The organism is Halopenitus salinus (assembly GCF_042662125.1).
Lineage (GTDB): Archaea > Halobacteriota > Halobacteria > Halobacteriales > Haloferacaceae > Halopenitus > Halopenitus salinus.
In genome coordinates, this window is record NZ_JBHSXL010000003.1 from 192,871 (window position 1) to 209,826 (window position 16,956).

Here is a 16,956-nt window from a genome sequence, read left to right on the forward strand (position 1 = left end):
GCTTAGGACTTTCCCGGCGATGCAGGCGGTGTTCGGAACGTGACCCGAGTCCGGGGGCGGTTCGACGACATCACCCGACGTATCCGAGCGCCTGCAGCCGCGCCTCGATCTCCGCCGATTCCTCTCCCGCTTTTGCAGACTCGCCGCCCGCTCCGATCTCGCTGGACGGCTCATAGGTCCCGTGATCCGTGGCGGTCGTGGTCGTCCACGGGACGGTTCGAACGCTCGGGTGGAGACAGCCGACCGGGTGGTCGTAGATCCCCCACTCGCCGAGGGCGTCGCCGTGGTCGGCGGTGATCGCGACGCGGTCGGCGTCGACGTTCGAGAGGAGCAGCTCGACGTCGTCGAGGACGAGTCGGAGGTTCTCCCGGTAGGCCTCCCAGAACGTCTCGAAGTCGATTCGACCCTTTCTCAGGGCGTCCACGACGGTGTCAGAGAGGGCCGGACCGAAGGGGTCGGCGTCGAAGCCCGCATCGAGGCCGACGAAGGGGTGATGCGGCTGGACGTAGTGGACGATCAGCCGGTCGGGATCGGACTCGCGGGCCGTTCGAACCGCCCGGTCGGTGACCGGACGCGGCAGGACCGTGTCGGTCTCCTCGTCCCACGCGTATCGCCAGACCTCATCGAGCGTCCCGAAGCGGTCCGGGGAGAGGATCCGCTCGGAGAAGACGTTGCTCGTCACGTAGGCCGTCTTCGCGACTGACTCCGCGTGTTCGTCGGTGAACGTCTTCGCCATCCACTCCTTGGACATGCTGCCGACCGACTCCATCCGCTCTATCCCCTCGAGAAACGCGTACTCGTCGGCCACCGACCGGAGGAGGTCGACCCGACAGGCGTCGAGGATCACGAGCACGTCCCACTCGCGCTCGTAGACGTTACGCCCGCGGGGGAGCGGATACGCGAGCCACCACAGGCCGGTGTACAGGTCGTAGGCGACGTCGCCGAGCCCCTCGACCCCCCGTTTTCGAACCTTCTCGGCGGATACCGACAGCCAGTCTCGAAACGTCACTATTCGGGCGTTAAACGTCCCCATGCAACTATGTATCGGCACGTCCGGGAGCCACAACTTTAAATACTGAAAGGGAACCATAGGTGAACGATGAGCCGAATAGAGCGGCGTATCGCGGAGACGACCGGGAGCTGGATCGCGATCATCGGGCTGTTGGTGGTCGGGTTCGTGACCGCCCCGGACATCTGGACCGTGGTGATCGCGCCGCTTTTCGTTCGGATCCAGTTCCTGCAGGGCGTGTTGTCGGTCGGGGTGTTCAGCCTCGTCGTCGCCAGCACGGGATACCTCCTGGCGGCCGACGTCTGGCGCAGCGAGGACGCGGATCAGCGGATCACCGAGGGGCCGCCGGTTCAGGCCATCGTCCCGGCCTACCGCGACGCCGACGTCCTCGACGCCAGCGTCTCGAGCCTGCTCGAGAACGACTACGACCCGCTTTCGATCGCCATCGTCGTCGAGCCCGACGACGATCTGACGCGCGAGCGCGCGGAGGAGCTGGCCGCCGAACACGGGGAAGTGACTTGCCTCGTCAACGAGTCGCCCGGGTCGAAGGCCACCGCGATCAACCACGCCGTCGAGTGGAGCGCGGCCGACCACTTCGTCGTCTTCGACGCCGACGAGCGCGCCTCACCGACGTTCGTCTCCACGGCGATGGGCGAGCTGCTCGCGGACGCCGACGTCTTTCAGGGACGTCGCGTGCCCCGTCCAACCGGTCCCGTCGAGACGCTCGCCTACTGCGAGCGCGTGGTCGTCCAGGCGGGCTACCTGATCGGCGACCTGGTCGGGTTCACACACTGTCAAAGCTCCGCGACCGGCTTCACCCGGGAGGCCATCGAGGCCGTCGGCGGCTTCGCGGACGTGCTGACCGAGGACATCTACTTCTCACACCAGTGTTACCGCGCCGATCTGACCGTGGTACAGAACCGTCGGTGCACCAGCTCGATGGAGGCCCCGCACACGCTCTTCGATCTCTGGGGACAGCGCAAGCGCTGGCGGATCGGCCACGTTCAGGTCTCCCACCTCCGGATCCGCGAGGCGCTCTCCGATCGGCCGACTCTCGGCGATCTGATCACCGTCGGGCGGGCCGTCGGCGCCGTGCTCGCCGGCGGGGCGCTCTTGATACTCACCGCCCACGTCCTGCTGCTCGCGCTCGTCGATACGAGTTCCGCGCTCGTCCCCCTCGCGTGCGTCTTCGCGATGATCGGCGGGGTCTGGAGCAAGGACGCCCTCGAGGGGCGCGTCGGGCGACCCTCCTGGACCATCGCGCTCGCGCCGCTCGTCTATCTCGGCCACGGCGTCCTCACGGTCAAGGCGGTCCTCGAGTACGTGCTCACCTGGGAGGGCGAGTGGTACCAAGTGACGAAGACGGGCGCGTGACTCGCGCCGAGCCGGACGCCATTTATAAATCCTCCCGCCCTCGAGTGAGGCCAACTACGTGTCCACGGACGAGACGGTAGGCGCGGGCTGGGTCGATCGATCGGCCGTCCTCAAGACGCTTCTGGGGTTCGTGGTCGCCATCGTGCTCGTCTACCTGATCGGCGCCGTCGTCGGCTGGGAGGAGACGATCGAACGACTTCGAACGGCGGAGGCGACGTGGGTGCTCGCGGGGGCCGCGTCCGCGCTGGCGTGTCTCGTCGTGTGGGGAAAGACCTGGCACGTCGTCCTCGAGGCGATCGGCATCGACGTCCCCTATCGACGGCTCGTGGTCACGTTCCTGTCCGCGACCTTCGCCAACTACGTCACGCCGATGGGGCAGGCGGGCGGCGAGCCGTTCATCGCCTACATCCTGGCGAGGGACACCGGCGCCAGCTACGAGGAGAGCCTGGCCAGCGTCGTCACGAGCGACCTGATCCGAATGCTCCCGTTTTTCACCGTCGGAGGGGTCGGGCTCGGTTACCTGCTGTTGACGACCGGGCGGCTTCCGGGGGCCGTTCGGCCGTTCGCGCTCGTGTTGATGGGACTCGCCGTCGGCCTCCCGCTCCTGGCCGCCTTCAGCTGGCGGTTCCGACATCGGCTCCGCGAGTGGATCCTCGCCGTCGTCTCCCCGCTCGCTCGCCGAACCGATCGGATCTCCATCGCCTCCGTCCGCGACCGGATCGACCGGCTCTACGGGTCCATCGAGATCGTCGCCCGCTCGCCGCGCGCCCTGCTCGTCGCGGTCGCGTACGCCTACGTCGGATGGATCCTGTTCGCGCTTCCGCTCTACTTCTCGGCCGTCGCGCTCGGGACGCCGGTGTCAGTGCTGCTCGTCTGTTTTCTCGTCCCCGTGACCGTCGTCGCGGGATCGACGCCGCTTCCCGGCGGGCTGGCGGCGATCGAGGGAACGCTCGTCGCGTTGCTTACGGCCCTCACCGCGCTCTCGACGACCGACGCGCTCGCCGTGACGACCGTCTATCGACTCGTGAGCTACTGGCTCGTCGTCGCCGTCGGCGGGGTCGCGACGCTTTGGGTGATCCGGCGGAACTGATGGTGGGTCGGAAATCCGCAGTCCCGGCTCGCCTCGGCTGAGCGGTTCGAACCCGTGAATCCGTGTCCGCTTGACAATCCTTAAGAGCGCGACAGAGCTACCCGACTCCAATGAAGGTCGTCGTATCCATCGGCGGGAGCGTGCTCGCCCCGGACCTCGATCCGGGGCGCGTGTCGGCACACGCCGAGGCGATCGAGGCGGTCGCCGAGGCGGGCTGTGAGGTCGGGGTCGTCGTCGGCGGCGGCGGCGTGGCCCGCGAGTACATCGGGACCGCCCGCGATCTGGGCGCGAACGAGGTCCAGCTCGACCAGCTCGGTATCGGCGTCACGCGGCTCAATGCCCGGCTTTTGATCGCCGCGTTGGGCCAGCAGGCAACGCTCTCTCCCGCCGAGGACTACGACGAGGCCGCCGGAGCGCTGCGACGGGACGAGGTGTCGGTGATGGGCGGCGTCATGCCCGGACAGACCACGGACGCCGTGGCCGCGGAGTTCGCGGAGGCCGTCGATGCCGACCTCCTCGTCTACGCGACGAGCGCGAACGGCGTCTACGACGCCGACCCGAACGTCGATCCCGACGCCGAACAGTACAGTCGCCTCACGCCGCGCGAGCTCGTCGACATCGTCGTCCCGATGAGCCGCGACGCCGGGGCGTCCGCGCCGGTCGACCTCCTCGCGGCGAAGCTCATCGACAGGGCGGACCTCCGGTCCATCGTCCTCGACGGCACCGACCCGTCGGCGATCGTCAACGCGGTGCTCGAGGGGAATCACGGCGGGACCGACATCGTGCCCGACGCCTGTGAGGACCCCGCCGCCTGGAGTGGGAGCGAACTCGCGGCCGAGCCCGAAAGCGGAGGTGAGTAGGCCGGATGGCCGATGCCGACGCCGACTCCGACGTCGCGGACCCACACGCCACCGGCGAGGACGGCCACCGGGACTTCTGGGCTGACGCGGTCGCAGACGAGGTCCTCTCCCGCGACCCGGAGGAGCCGATCGTGATCAAAGGCGGCGTCTCCCCCTCCGGCGTCGCCCACCTCGGCAACTTCAACGAGATCATCCGGGGCTACTTCGTCGCGGCGGTGCTGCGCGAGCGGGGGTACGAGGTGAGACAGGTGTTCACCTCCGACGACCGCGACCCGCTCCGCAAGCTTCCGCGCAAGCTGGCGAACACGGAGGGGGAGATCGTCGGCCTCGGCGAGGTCGACGCCGGAGCCCTCGGGCGCAACCTCGGCAAGCCCTACACCGACATCCCCGACCCCTTCGGCGAGGCGGACTCCTACGCAGCCCACTTCGCGAACCTGCTGCAGGCGGACGCGGAACGCCTCGGAATCCCCGTCGAGATGGTCTCCAACACGGAGCTGTACGAGAGCGGGGACTTCGATCGGGTCGTTCGGACCGTCCTCTCGGACCTCGAGGGCGCACGCGAGGTGCTCTCGAAGTACCAGGCGAAGGTCGACGACGAGTACGTTCCGTTCAACCCGATCTGTTCGGCCTGCGGGAAGGTCACGGAGACCGTGACCGCGATCGATCCGGAGGCGGGGACCGTCGAGTACGTCTGTACCGACATGGAGGCCGGCGGCTCGACGATCGAGGGCTGCGGCCACGAGGGGACCGCGACCTTCCGCGAGGGGAAGCTCCCCTGGCGCTTCGAGTGGCCGGGGCAGTGGGACGTCCTCGGCGTCGACTTCGAGCCGTTCGGCAAGGACCACGCGGAGGGCTCGTGGCCCTCCGGCGTCGACATCGCGGAGAACGTGTTGGACATCGATCCGCCGGTTCCGATGGTCTACGAGTGGTTCACCCTCGACGGCGAGGCGCTCTCGTCGTCGTCGGGCAACATCGTCACCGTGCCGGAGATCCTCGAGCTGCTCGAGCCGGAGGTCCTCCGGTACTTCTTCGCGCTCGAGCCGAAGAAGGCGCGGGATCTGAACCTCGAGCGGCTCGACCAGCTCGTCGACCGCTTCGACCGCTTCGAGCGGGCCTACTTCGGCGAGGTCGACGACGAGGAGCTCACTCGGTTCGCCGAGCGGGCCTACCCCCTCGTCGTCGAGGAGGTCCGCGAAGGGCGGGTTCGACTGCCCTACACCTTCGCGGCCGTGCTCGGCATGGTCGAGGACGAGGCGTTCCGCGAGCAGCTGGCTCGCGACGAGGGGCACTTCGGTCCGGACACGCCCGAGTGGGCCATCGAGGACGCCCTCGATCGCGTCGAACGGGCCCGGAGGTGGGCCGAACGCATGGACAACGAGTACAACTACAGGCTCCGGACCGATCTCCCGGAGGCGTCCTTCGAGGAGGCGACCGAGGCGGCCCTCGACGACCTCGCCGACTACGTCGCCGAGGGTCACGACGGCGAGGCGATCCAGTCCCGGATGTACGAGACGGCCCGCGAACACGGTCTCGAGGTGTCCGACTTCTTCGAGGCGGGCTACCGGCTCTTCTTCGATGAGACCCAGGGCCCCCGGCTCGGCGAGTTCCTCGGCGAGCTGGAGCGGGAGTTCGTCGTCGACCGGCTCAGACGGGAGGCGTAGGCGATGGACGAGGACCGATCGCTCGATGAGTTCGCGAACCGCGACGGGGACGACGGCGAAGCCGGTGGTGGAGGCATCGAAGTCGACGATGGGGCCGACGGCGAGGCGAACGAAATCGGGGACGACGAGCGGGATCCCGCGACCGCGACGAGCACGGTCTCGACGTCCGGGTCCGACTGCGACCGGTGCGGCTCGACCGTGGAGCGCCGCTGGCTCGATGACGGCGAGTACGTCTGTTCGGACTGCAAGCAGTGGTGAAGGGTCGAAAGCCGTGGAAAGGATCGCAGGCAGTAGAAAGGGTCGAGCGGCCCCGTCCGCGATCGACGTCAACCGGCTCACCGGCGCGTCGGTCGATCGAACCCGTCCGCGAGCGTCGCCTCCTCGATGGAGAGCACCGTCGGCCGGCCGTGCGGACAGCTGAAGGGCCGATCACACTCGCCGAGGCGATCGAGAAGCGACCCCATCTCGGCGTCCGTCATCGCGTCGCCGCGTTTGAGCGACGGGTGACACGCGAGATCGGCGAGCAGCTCCTCGCGGGGATCGTCGGGACGCCCGCCCGCGGCGAGCGTCGAGAGCGCGTCTCGAAACGCCTCGACGTCGGCCGCGCGTCCGAACGGGGCCGGAACCGACCGGAGGCGGACGGTCGATCCGCCGAACGCCTCCGAGTCGAATCCGACCCGGCGGAGGTCCTCTCGGTGGGCCTCCATCGCGGCGCGCTCGTCGCTCGAGAGGGAGACCGTCGCCGGGGGATCGAGCGGGACGACGGCCTCGGGGGACGGGTCTTCGGGGGACGGATCTCGGGCGGTCTCGAAGGCGCGTCGCAGCCGCTCGAAGTTGACGCGCTCGTGGGCGGCGTGGGCGTCGACCACGAGGAGCTCCTCGCCGGCGTCACAGAGGACGTAGAGGTCGCCGTACTGGCCGATGGGATCGACGTCGGCGAACGGTGAGGCGTCCGAAGGCGCCGAAAGGGACGTCTCGAGATCCGTCGCGACCTCGGCCTTCCGTCGGAGGTCCGCTCCCGTGAGCGCGTCCTCGACAACTGCCGAGACGGCGTCCGCGACCGCCTCGCCGCGCCGTAGCCGAACCTCGCGTTTCGCCGGATGGACGTTCGGGTCCACCTCGCTCGTGGGGAGCCGCAGGTCAACCGCCGCGACCGGCTCGCGCCCGTCCGGAAGCAGTCGACCGTATCCCTCGGAGACGGCGCGTTCGAGTCTGGCGTCCTCCACCGGCCGTCCCTCGACGGCGATCCGAACGTGATCGCGGCTGGCTCGCGAGACGGAGGGGTACGCCAGGACGCCGCGAACCTCGAGATCGACGGCGGCCGAGTCGGCGTCGTTCGCGGTCGCGTCGGAATCCTTCGCGGCCGCGCCGTCATCATTCACGGTCGCGTCTCCATCCCCCGCTCGCAGGCGGCTCGTCGCGTCGATCTCCGTCGATCGGCTCGCGACCTCCCGGTCGTAGACTCCGAGGACGGCGTCGGTCCATCCCGTCCCCGGCGTCGAGAACGTCTCGCGGCCGTCGTGTTCGAGCGTGAAGGCGACGTCGGGACGCGCGAGGGCGTAGTCGGTCACGAGCGCGGAGATCCGTGCGAACTCGGCGGCCGCCCCCGCGAGCGACTCCCGTCTGGCCGGTCTGTTCGCGAAGAGGTCCTCCACGATCACGGTCGTCCCGCGGGCCCGTCCAGCGTCCTTGACCGTGACGGCGTCGTCCTCCGCATCGCCCGCATCCCCGGCATCGCCCGCAACGCCCGCGCCGGAGCGCGGCCGCGTCTCGATCCGGGTTCCGACCGCGCCGCCGGCGTTCGTGAGGATCTCGAGACGCGCGGCATCGGCGATCGACGGGAGCGCCTCGCCACGAAAGCCGAGGGCGGCGACGTCGGTCGGGTCCTCGCCGTCGCGGAGCTTGCTCGTCGCGTGCCGCTCGATCGCCAGTTTCGCGTCCGCGCGGGACATGCCGCGACCGTCGTCGCGAACCCGGAGCGACTCGGTTCCGTCACCCTCGACGGCGATCCCCACGCGGCTCGCGCCCGCGTCGAGGGCGTTGTCGACCAGCTCGCCCACCACGCGGGCGGGACGCGTGATCACCTCGCCGGCGGCGATCCGGTCGACGGTCGGCTTCGAGAGCCGTCGGATCCGAGGGGGATCCCCGTTCGATCCCGCTTCCCCTCCCTCGTGGGACCCGTATTCGTCGCGGTTCCTCGATCCGTCGCTCATCGCTTCAGTTCCCGCTTCAGCTCGGCGAGCACGTTCAGCGCCTCCACGGGCGTCATCGTGGCGACGTCGAGGTCGCGGACGGCGTCGGCGAGGTGGTCCCGCGGGGCGTGAGATCCGTTCCGGCCGTCCGCGCCGGGTTTCGGTTCCGGATCCGGTTCGGATGTCGATGTCGATGCTGACTCCGGTTCCGGTTCCGATCGGTCGGAGCCGTCGCCGTCCAGGAACTCACGGAGGGTGGCGTCGTCGCGAGTCGACTCGTCGGAAGAGGGGTCCCCGAGAACGAAACCGTCCTCGAGTGCGTCTGGACCCGCCGAGCCCCGCTCCGATCCGGGGAGTTCCTCCGAGGCGTCCGCGTCCGCCGCGTCCTCCTCCAGAAGCTCGCGGGAGCGCCGGACGACCGGCTCCGGGACGCCGGCGAGTTCGGCGACCTCGATCCCGTAGGACGACGAGGACGCCCCGCGTGCGACCCGGTGGAGGAACGTGACGTCGCCGTCCTCTCGCGTGGCCGTGAAGTGGAGGTTGAACACGCGCTCGCGGTCGTCCGCGAGGTCGGTGAGTTCGTGGTAGTGCGTGGCGAAGAGCGTCGTCGCCTCGAGTTCGTCGTGGACGAACTCCGCGGCCGCGCGGGCGATCGCCCGCCCGTCCGTCGTGGCCGTGCCGCGGCCGACCTCGTCGAGGAGCACGAGCGAGTCCGCGGTCGCGTCGTGGAGGATCTCCGTGAGCTCGCTCATCTCGCGCATGAACGTCGAGTGCCCGCCGGCGATGTCGTCTGAGGCTCCGACGCGCGTGAACACCCGGTCGACGATCCGGACCCGCGCGGCCTGGGCCGGGAGGAACGAGCCGATCTGTGCGAGCACGACCGCGAGCGCGACCTGGCGCATGTAGGTCGACTTCCCGCTCATGTTCGGCCCGGTGATGATCGCGACGCTTCCGGACGGGAGGTCCGCGTCGTTGGGGACGAACTCCCCCGTTCGCTCGACGACGGGATGTCTGCCTCCCTCGATCTCGATGCCTGGAGCGTCGCCGTCGTCGTTGTCCTCCCCGTCGGCCTCGCTGCCGTCGTCGCTGTCCTCCCCGCCGCCGTCCCCCGGCTCCACGATCTCGGGACGGACGTAGTCGTTTTCGACCGCGACAGTCGAAAGCGACCGGAGGGCGTCGAGCTCCGCGAGCGCCTCCGCGAGCGCCTGGAGGCGCTCGGACTCGGCGGCGACGGTCTCGCGGATCTCTCGGAACAGCTCGTACTCCATCGCGTCCGCCCGTTCGGCGGCGCCGAGGATCTCGTCCTCGCGCTCCTTCAGCTCGGGCGTGTAGAACCGCTCGCTGTTCTTGAGCGTCTGTCGACGGTGGTAGTCGTCCGGCACCCGGTCGAGGTTCGGGTCGGTGACCTCGATGTAGTAGCCGTGAACCTGCGTGTGGCCGACCGTCAGCGAGTCGATCCCCGTCCGCTCGCGCTCTCTTTGTTCCAGGTCCGCGATCCACTCGCGTCCCTCGCGTTCGGTCCGGCGGAGGTCGTCGAGTTCGTCGTCGAACCCCTCCCGGATGACGTCGCCGTCGGTGATCTCCTGGGGCGGGTCCGCCACGATCGCCCGATCGATCAGGTCGCGGGTCTCCGCGAGCGGGTCCAGCCGCTCGCGAAGCTCCTCCAGGTGGGAGCAGGGCCCATCGGCGGAGCGGCTCCCGTCGCCGGGTCGATCCTCCCCGCCCGCTGGCCCCTCGTGGCCTGCTTCGTCCGCGTGGCCCGCTCGCCCCTCGCCGGTGGCCGTCTTCGCTCCCGTGGTCGCCTCCGAACCGGCCGTCCCGCTCGCTCCCGTTTCGTCCGTCTCCTCCACGAGGGCGTCCCGGAGGTCCGGGACCACCTCGAGGGTCGCGTGAAGCGACCGGAGGTCGCGCGCGTTCGCCCGTCCGCGCGAGACGCGACCGACCAGCCGCTCCAGGTCGTAGGCGCTCGCGAGCCGGTCGTCGATCGTCTCGCGAACGATCGGGCGGGAGACGAGCCACTCGACGGCGTCGTGTCGCGACCGGATTCGGTCGGCGTCGACGAGCGGCCGCCGGAGCCACCGCTCGAGACACCGACGGCCGAGCGCGCAACTCGTGCGGTCGATCACGTCGAAGAGGGTGTCGCTCGCGCCCAGCCCGCGGTTCTCGAAGAGTTCGAGGCTCCGGCGGGCGGCCGCATCGAGCCGCAGGCGATCGCGGGGATCGTACCGGCGTATCCGGGAGACGTACTCGAGCGGCCCGTCGTCACCCTGTGTGTACTCGGCGTAGGCCAGGACCGCACCGGTCGCCCGGAGCTCGGCGTCGTTCGCGAACCGTCGCTTCGGGGAGGCGAGGTACGGCTCCAGGCGGTCGCTCGCGACCGACCCGCGAAACAGGTCGTCGTCGATCTCCGTCTCCATCCAGCGTGCGTCGCCTCCGCCCGCGGAACCACGGAACTCGGTCTCGGGGCCGTAGACCACCTCCGCGGGATCGATGCGTTCCAACTCCTCCGCGACGGTTTCGGCGTCGCCGCTCGTGACGAGACACTCGCCGGTGGCGACGTCGACCGCCGCGAGCCCCCGGGCGACTCGGGGGGGATCTCCGTCGACGCCCCGGTTGCCACCCCCGTCCTCGTTCCCCCGGACCACGGCGGCGACGTAGTTCGTCGCGCCCGAGGACGAAAGCTCCTCGTCGACGACCGTTCCGGGGGTGATCACCTGCGTGACCGCCCGGTCTACGAGCCCCGAGGCGGCCTCCGCGTCCTCCACCTGGTCGGCGAGCGCGACGCGGTAGCCCGCATCGAGCAGGCTCTCGAGGTAGCTCGTCGCGTTGTCGATGGGGATTCCCGCCATCGGATACTCGCCGGTCGAGTCCTCGCGTTGGGTCAACGTCACCTCACAGACGCGCGCCACCTCGGCGGCCGCCTCGCAGAACGCCTCGTAGAAGTCGCCGACCTGGAACAACACGAGGGCGTCCTCGTGTGCGGCACACAGGTCGGCGTACTGCGAGAGCATCGGGGTCAGGTCCTCGCGGGCGGCCGCGATGGATGGGGGCAATCCGGTTACCGTCGCGGGATCCGCCGTCGGCATACACGCGAAAACGGCGTGGGAGGTGCATAAACGCCACGGACGGGGAGACGCCCCGCCGACGGTTCGGCGAATCTCCGACCGCCAGATATAAGTGTAGTATTGTATAATAACACCACAACCACGATGAAACAGAACATCCGATCGATCGCGTCATTGGCGATCTCCGTCCTCCTCCTCGGAGCGACGATCGCCGTCGGCGCCGGAGCCGTCTCGGCCGAACGCTACGACGACTTCTCGCAGCCGACGCTCGAACCGACTGTACAGGGCGTGAACGTCGTCTCGCCCGGCGAGACGGAACGTCTCGAGATAGCCGTTCAAAACCGCCACGAGGGGACCACCGAGACCGACCAGCGGATCGATGGTATTGCTCAAGTCGTACAATCACATCGAGTGAACCTCGGCGCGGCGAGCGCCGTGACCGCCGACGTCGAGTCGGGCGATGCGCCCCTCACCGTCAGGACCGGCACTCAGAGCCTGGGGACGATCGATGCCGGAAGCAGCGGTCGAGCGTCCCTCACGGTCGAGGTCGACGAGAACGCCGCGCCGGGGACCTACCGCGTCCCGGTGGAGATGCAGTACGAGTACGTCCGCGGGATCACCGTCGACTCGAACGACTACATCCTCCACCGCAACGAGGAAACCGTGACGAAGTACCTCACGATACGGGTCGAGGAGTCGGTCCGCCTCGGGATCGCGAACGCCACGAGCGAGGGGCTCTACGAGGGCGCCGACGGCACCGTGACGGTGACGGTCCGAAACGACGGGTCCGAGACCGCCCGGAACGCCGAACTCACGATGCTCGAGTCGGCCCACCTCCGTCCCCGAAGCGAGGGAGTCTCGATCGGCCGGCTCGAGCCGGGCGAGCGCGCGACCGCCACCTTCCAGACCGGTACGAAAGACGTCGACGTCGCCGGAGACTACCCCGCGAGGTTCCGATTGAGCTACGAGAACGAGAACGGGAATCCCGAGGAATCCGCGGTCCGGACCGGTGCGGTTCCCATCACCGGTGGACCCGCCTTCGCGTACGAGGCCGAGACCGAGGACCTCTACGTCGATTCGATCGGCGCCGTCACCGTGACCGTCACGAACACCGGCGACCGGACCGCGAGGGACGCGCGGGCAGTTCTGGAGCCGATCGAGCCCTTCTCGCTTCTCTCGAGTCGCGCCAGTCTGGGAACGCTCGAGCCCGGTGAATCGGCGACCGCCCGGTTCAAACTCGAGGCGACGGACCGGACCGTCCCCCAGGAGTACCCGCTCACCCTCTCGGTCGTACACGACGACGACCACGCGAACCCGGTCGAAAGCGAGCCGCAGTCGGTCGGCGTGACCGTCGAGCCAGAACGCGAGTTCGCCGTCGTCGAGACCACGGATCTGACGGCCGGCTCGACTGAGACGGTCGACGTGACGGTCCGGAACGTCGGCGGCGGGACCCTGCGGAACGCCGAGGTCCGGATCAACGCCAACTCGCCGTTCGAGACCGACGACGACACGGCCTACGTGGGCGATCTGGAGCCCGGCGAAACGGCCACCGTGAGCTACACCGTCTCGACGGACGCGGCGGCGACGCCGAAGACCTACGCGGTCGATGCGACGATCAAACACGACAACGCCTTCGGCGAGACCGTCGTCACCGACGTCGAGTCCGCACCCGTCACGGTGACGCCCTCGGAGAGTCGCCTGCCGCTCGTCGGCGGAGTCGCGCTGATCGTGATCATCGTGCTGGCGGTCGGGGTCGTCTACCGGTCCCGGCTGCGCTCGCGGCTTCGATAACCACCAATGGTGACCGAGATCGGAACGTACGTCCGCGATCGCCTCGCCGCCACCGGCCGGTACGCCGCGACCAACCGGCGTCGGATATTCGCGATCGTCGCCGTCACCGCTCTCCTCGCGGCCGGCGTCGGTCTCGCCGGCGTCCAGATGAGCATGGGGATGACCCTCTACATCGACGACGACTCCCAGACTGCGAAAGATTGGGAGATGGTCAAGGAGGACTTCGGCGCCGGAAACAACGTCTTCGTCGTCGTCGAGTCCGACCGGCTCACCGACCCCGAGACGATCCGGGCGATAGATCGGCTCGACCGCCGGTATACCGAAAACGTGGACGACGTGGGCCAGGTGCGTTCGATCGCGGACGTCGTCCGTCGGGGGAACGACGGCGAACTCCCCCGAACGGAGGCCGGCGTCCGCCGGTCGATCGAACGGGTCGAAGATCGGGGCCCGGAGTCCGCGGCGATGGTCGATCGGCTACGGCCCGAACCCGGAACGACCGTCATCCTCGTGAGCTACGGCGAGGTTGATCGGTTCGACCGCGGCGCATTCATGCCCACGCGCGGCGCGGACGTGATGTACTCCGCGATCGACGCGGAGACGGACGCCGCCGTGACGCCGCCGGGGATGTCCACGACGATCACCGGACAGCCCGTCTTCGAGAACGCCGCGTTCGGGCTGATGCTGCCCGAGATGATCGCCCTCTTCGGTGGCGCGTTCGCGCTCATCTTCGGCGTCGTCTACGTGGTGATGCGCCGCAAGGTCGAACGCGGCTGGCACGTCCTGTTGCCCCTCGGTACCGCCATGGTCGCGCTCGTATACATGTTCGGCGCGATGGGCGCTCTCGGATACGACTTCAACGCGATCATGCTCGGCGTGATGCCCATCGCGTTGGGGCTCGGGATCGACTACGGCCTCCAGATCCACACCCGCTACGTCGAGGAGCGACACGCCGGCAACGAGCCCCGACGCGCGGCGGAGGTGGCGACCAGAACCACCGGGAGAGCCCTGCTCATCGCGATGGGGACCACCGTGGTCGGGCTCGGCTCGCTTCTCGTCTCGGCGGTCCCGCCGGTCCGCCAGTTCGGCGTGACGAGCGCCATCGCGGTGCTCGCCGCGATGATCCTCTCCGTCACCCTGCTTCCGGCGCTGCTCGTCCGCTACGATCGCGGGGACTACGGCGCAGCTGTCGGATCGATCGACGGTCCGATCGGCGGTGGCGACGGATCGACCGACGGTAGCGACGGAGCGATCGACGAGGGCGGCGTCGACGGTGGATCGAGCGGCGGCGCGGCGGCCGTCTCCAATCCCGCGCCCGAGGACGACCGACTGGAGGCCGCGACGAGGCGGTTCACGACGGACGTCACGGGCGGACGGCCGCTCCTCACGCTGTTCATCGCCCTGCTTCTCGTCTCGGGCGGGCTCTACGCGTACCCGCAGGTCGAGCCCAAACAGGAGATGATGGACTTCTGGCCCCAGGATCTCGACGAGAAGAACGACCTCGAGCGGCTCTCCGGGACGGTCGAGAGCCCGAAGGCCGTCTACGTGGTGGTCGAGACCGACCGGGCCTACACGCCGGAGAGCTTCCGCGATCTCGCCACCTACCAGCGGCTGATGCTCGAGAACGACCGGGTGAATGCCGTCGAGGGGCCGGTCGTGGACGTGCAGATGGCCACCGACGGCGGGATCCCGGACACCCAGGCGAAACTGGATCGAACGCTCGATGCCCACGCCGCCTCCGGCGACGGGTCCGGGTCGGCGAGCGCGGACCCTCGCTCGGAGAATCCCTCGCGGGTGCTCCTCACCTTCTACGTCGACGACGTCGAGGGTGAGGCGGTTCGGACCCTCATCTCGGAGTTCGAGGGGAACGCGGAACTCACCATGGAGCCGGGAACGGAGGTCCGGATCACCGGCAAGCCGGTGGTCAACCGCAACGTCATCGAGAACGTGACGGCCGGGCTGACCCCGATGACCCTCCTGTCGTTCGGGCTCGGGCTGGGGTTCTTGGCCCTCGCGTTCCTGTCGGCCCGGATCGCCGTGACGCTCGTCGCGAGCGTCGCGGGCGCCGCGGCCGTGCTGGTCACGGGCGCGATGTACCTCTTCGAAATTCCGTGGAACCCGCTCACCATCACGATGTCCTCTCTCACCCTCGGGATCGGCGTCGATTACGGGATCCACCTCTTCGAACGGTACGAGTTCGAAGTGACTGAACACGGGCTCGACCCGCTTACGGCGGCCGCCACCGCGGTCTCGAAGCTCTCGCGGCCGATCGTCGGATCGAGTTTCACCACCATCTTCGGGTTCGGGTGTTGACGGTCTCGCGGTTCCCCGTGCTCGCGAACTTCGGTCGGACGACCGTCCTCGCGATCGCCTTCTCGCTCGTGACCGCGATGACGGTGCTGCCGGCCGCCTTGACCGTGGTTCCGCTTTTGGACGCGGACGGCGCGGACGAGGCGAGGGACCAGGCGGTCGAGGCTGCCGGAAGCGACGACCGGAACGCATAGGAGACATCGCCGTCGGCGGGAGGCTTACGGTTCCGCGTTCCCAACCGAACGTGTGAGGAACCGGAAGCTCGTGGTCGGACTCGCCGCGACGTTCATCGGACTCACGGTGGTGCTCGCCGTCGCCGGGCTCGTGGTCCATCCGATCCTCGTCTTCGTCGCCGTTCCGTTCGGCCTCGCGGCCTACCTCCTCTGGCTGCACGCCAGCGGCCGACTCGCCGACCGGGTTCGTACGCGTCGGACGTCGAGCGGGCGAACCCGCGGGAGGCGATCCGCCGGGGACGGTCGCGCCCGCGAGTACGAACGAACGCGCGCCAGCGCCCGAAGGAACCGCGAGGCCGCCTTCGACGGGGCGCGCGGGACGGCCGGTGGTCGCGGCGGAACACGGTCCGGAGGGGCGGGAACTCACGCCGGAGCCCGGACCGACCGGGCCTCGGCTGCCGCCGATCCGGCGCCGACGCGTCGGGAGGCCGCGGAGACCCTCGGGGTCGACCCGGAGGCCGACCAGGAGACCGTCCGCGCGGCCTACAGGGAGCGAGCGAAGACGCTGCATCCCGACGCCGACGGGGGCGACGAAGCCGCGTTCAAGGAGCTCACGCGGGCCTACGATCGACTCCGGGAGTAGCTCACTCACGAGTTCGCGCCCACGAGCCGGATCCCGCACGTCCGATTCAATCGCTGGCGCGCGAGCGGTCGAACGGATCCGACGGCAGGCGAAGCTCCTCGAGCTTCGGGAGGTGTTTGAGGTTGTAGACCACTCGAAGCTCATCGGAGACGATCTCCGCCACACACGACAGCCGGATCCCGCGTTCCGTCATCTCGTCGGGGAGGACGTGGTTGACCGGAATGGACAGCTCCCCCTCGATCACCGCGACCGCGCAGTTCGCACAGGCCCCGCCACGGCAGGCGTAGGGCCACGCGAACCCGCGTTTCTCGGCTGCCTCGAGGAGGGTCTCGTCCGGCTCCGCGAGGAACCGCCCGTGATCGGCCGACGAGAGGTCGGCGTCGGCCGCCCGGTCGAAGAGGTTCTCGTCGTCGAGCGACCAGCCACGGTCCGCGAGCACCTCGTAATCGAGGTACTCGACCGTGGCACCGACGGGCTCGGATTCGCCGCCGTCGTCGTTGCCGTTCTCCCCGCCCGCTTGCGAGCCGGAACCCGAAGACGCTTTGCGGGATCGGTTCCCGTCGCTTCCGGACGATCCCTCTCCCGACTCGAGCAGGGACTCGTCGTCACCCTCGCCCGCGAGAACGGCCTCGTAGGCGGTCTTCACGTCCTGGAACGCCTCGGCCGACCCGCCGTGGTCGGGATGGGTCTCGAGCACTCGCCGCCTGTAGGCGCGTTCGATCTCCCCGTCGTCTGCGTCCGGATCGACCCCGAGCACCTCGTACGGGGAGGCCATGGATTCACTTGTCCGA

The 16,956-nt window shown here is 69.2% G+C and carries 13 protein-coding genes; 9 read left to right on the plus strand and 4 right to left on the minus strand.

The genetic code is table 11. The annotated features are described in order from the left end of the window. Nucleotides 1–70: 70 nt before the first annotated feature. The gene (locus ACFQE9_RS03740) at nucleotides 71–1,009 is read right to left on the minus strand and encodes a hypothetical protein (protein ID WP_379740528.1); all 939 of its coding nucleotides are present in this window, start codon (nucleotides 1,007–1,009) and stop codon (nucleotides 71–73) included. Nucleotides 1,010–1,099: 90 nt separating this feature from the next. Here ACFQE9_RS03740 and ACFQE9_RS03745 point away from each other — a divergent pair, with 90 nt between their 5' ends. The 5 genes from ACFQE9_RS03745 (at nucleotide 1,100) to ACFQE9_RS03765 (ending at nucleotide 6,252) form a co-directional block, all read left to right on the plus strand. Next, nucleotides 1,100–2,383 carry a glycosyltransferase family 2 protein gene (locus tag ACFQE9_RS03745; RefSeq protein ID WP_379740531.1) on the plus strand — a complete coding sequence of 428 codons (1,284 nt, stop codon included), beginning with the start codon at nucleotides 1,100–1,102 and terminating at the stop codon, nucleotides 2,381–2,383. A gap of 58 nt (nucleotides 2,384–2,441) precedes the next feature. Beyond that, on the plus strand, nucleotides 2,442–3,473 hold the full coding sequence (locus ACFQE9_RS03750) for a lysylphosphatidylglycerol synthase transmembrane domain-containing protein (protein WP_379740534.1): 1,032 nt from the start codon (nucleotides 2,442–2,444) through the stop codon (nucleotides 3,471–3,473). Nucleotides 3,474–3,583: 110 nt separating this feature from the next. Further along, nucleotides 3,584–4,333, plus strand: a complete 750-nt coding sequence (gene pyrH / locus ACFQE9_RS03755) for a UMP kinase (protein ID WP_379740537.1) — start codon at nucleotides 3,584–3,586, stop codon at nucleotides 4,331–4,333. A gap of 5 nt (nucleotides 4,334–4,338) precedes the next feature. After that, the gene (gene lysS / locus ACFQE9_RS03760) at nucleotides 4,339–5,994 is read left to right on the plus strand and encodes a lysine--tRNA ligase (protein WP_379740540.1); all 1,656 of its coding nucleotides are present in this window, start codon (nucleotides 4,339–4,341) and stop codon (nucleotides 5,992–5,994) included. A 3-nt stretch (nucleotides 5,995–5,997) separates the two neighbouring features. Then, a complete protein-coding gene (locus ACFQE9_RS03765) occupies nucleotides 5,998–6,252 on the plus strand; it encodes a DUF7573 domain-containing protein (RefSeq protein ID WP_379740543.1) in 255 nt (84 codons plus the stop codon). 77 nt (nucleotides 6,253–6,329) lie between these two features. Here ACFQE9_RS03765 and mutL read toward each other — a convergent pair whose 3' ends face one another. Beyond that, the gene (gene mutL / locus ACFQE9_RS03770) at nucleotides 6,330–8,207 is read right to left on the minus strand and encodes a DNA mismatch repair endonuclease MutL (protein ID WP_379740546.1); all 1,878 of its coding nucleotides are present in this window, start codon (nucleotides 8,205–8,207) and stop codon (nucleotides 6,330–6,332) included. Next, nucleotides 8,204–11,272: a DNA mismatch repair protein MutS gene (gene mutS, locus ACFQE9_RS03775; RefSeq protein WP_379740549.1), complete on the minus strand. Its 3,069-nt coding sequence runs from the start codon at nucleotides 11,270–11,272 to the stop codon at nucleotides 8,204–8,206. Before mutS ends, mutL begins: the two co-directional genes overlap by 4 nt. 123 nt (nucleotides 11,273–11,395) lie before the next feature. Between mutS and ACFQE9_RS03780 the strand changes: the two genes are divergently transcribed. From ACFQE9_RS03780 to ACFQE9_RS03795, 4 genes are read left to right on the plus strand one after another with little or no spacing between them, the layout of a single operon-like run. Next, nucleotides 11,396–13,042, plus strand: coding sequence for a COG1361 S-layer family protein (locus ACFQE9_RS03780; protein ID WP_379740551.1), 1,647 nt, complete (start codon nucleotides 11,396–11,398; stop codon nucleotides 13,040–13,042). A gap of 6 nt (nucleotides 13,043–13,048) precedes the next feature. Then, on the plus strand, nucleotides 13,049–15,352 hold the full coding sequence (locus ACFQE9_RS03785) for an efflux RND transporter permease subunit (RefSeq protein ID WP_379740554.1): 2,304 nt from the start codon (nucleotides 13,049–13,051) through the stop codon (nucleotides 15,350–15,352). Beyond that, nucleotides 15,349–15,543 carry a hypothetical protein gene (locus ACFQE9_RS03790; protein ID WP_379740557.1) on the plus strand — a complete coding sequence of 65 codons (195 nt, stop codon included), beginning with the start codon at nucleotides 15,349–15,351 and terminating at the stop codon, nucleotides 15,541–15,543. Before ACFQE9_RS03785 ends, ACFQE9_RS03790 begins: the two co-directional genes overlap by 4 nt. 52 nt (nucleotides 15,544–15,595) lie before the next feature. Then, nucleotides 15,596–16,165 carry a J domain-containing protein gene (locus tag ACFQE9_RS03795; protein WP_379740560.1) on the plus strand — a complete coding sequence of 190 codons (570 nt, stop codon included), beginning with the start codon at nucleotides 15,596–15,598 and terminating at the stop codon, nucleotides 16,163–16,165. Nucleotides 16,166–16,211: 46 nt separating this feature from the next. Here the strand turns inward: ACFQE9_RS03795 and fer are convergent, their stop codons facing one another. After that, entirely contained in the window at nucleotides 16,212–16,940 is a 729-nt protein-coding gene (gene fer / locus ACFQE9_RS03800; protein ID WP_379740563.1) for a ferredoxin Fer, read from the minus strand. Nucleotides 16,941–16,956: the final 16 nt, after the last annotated feature.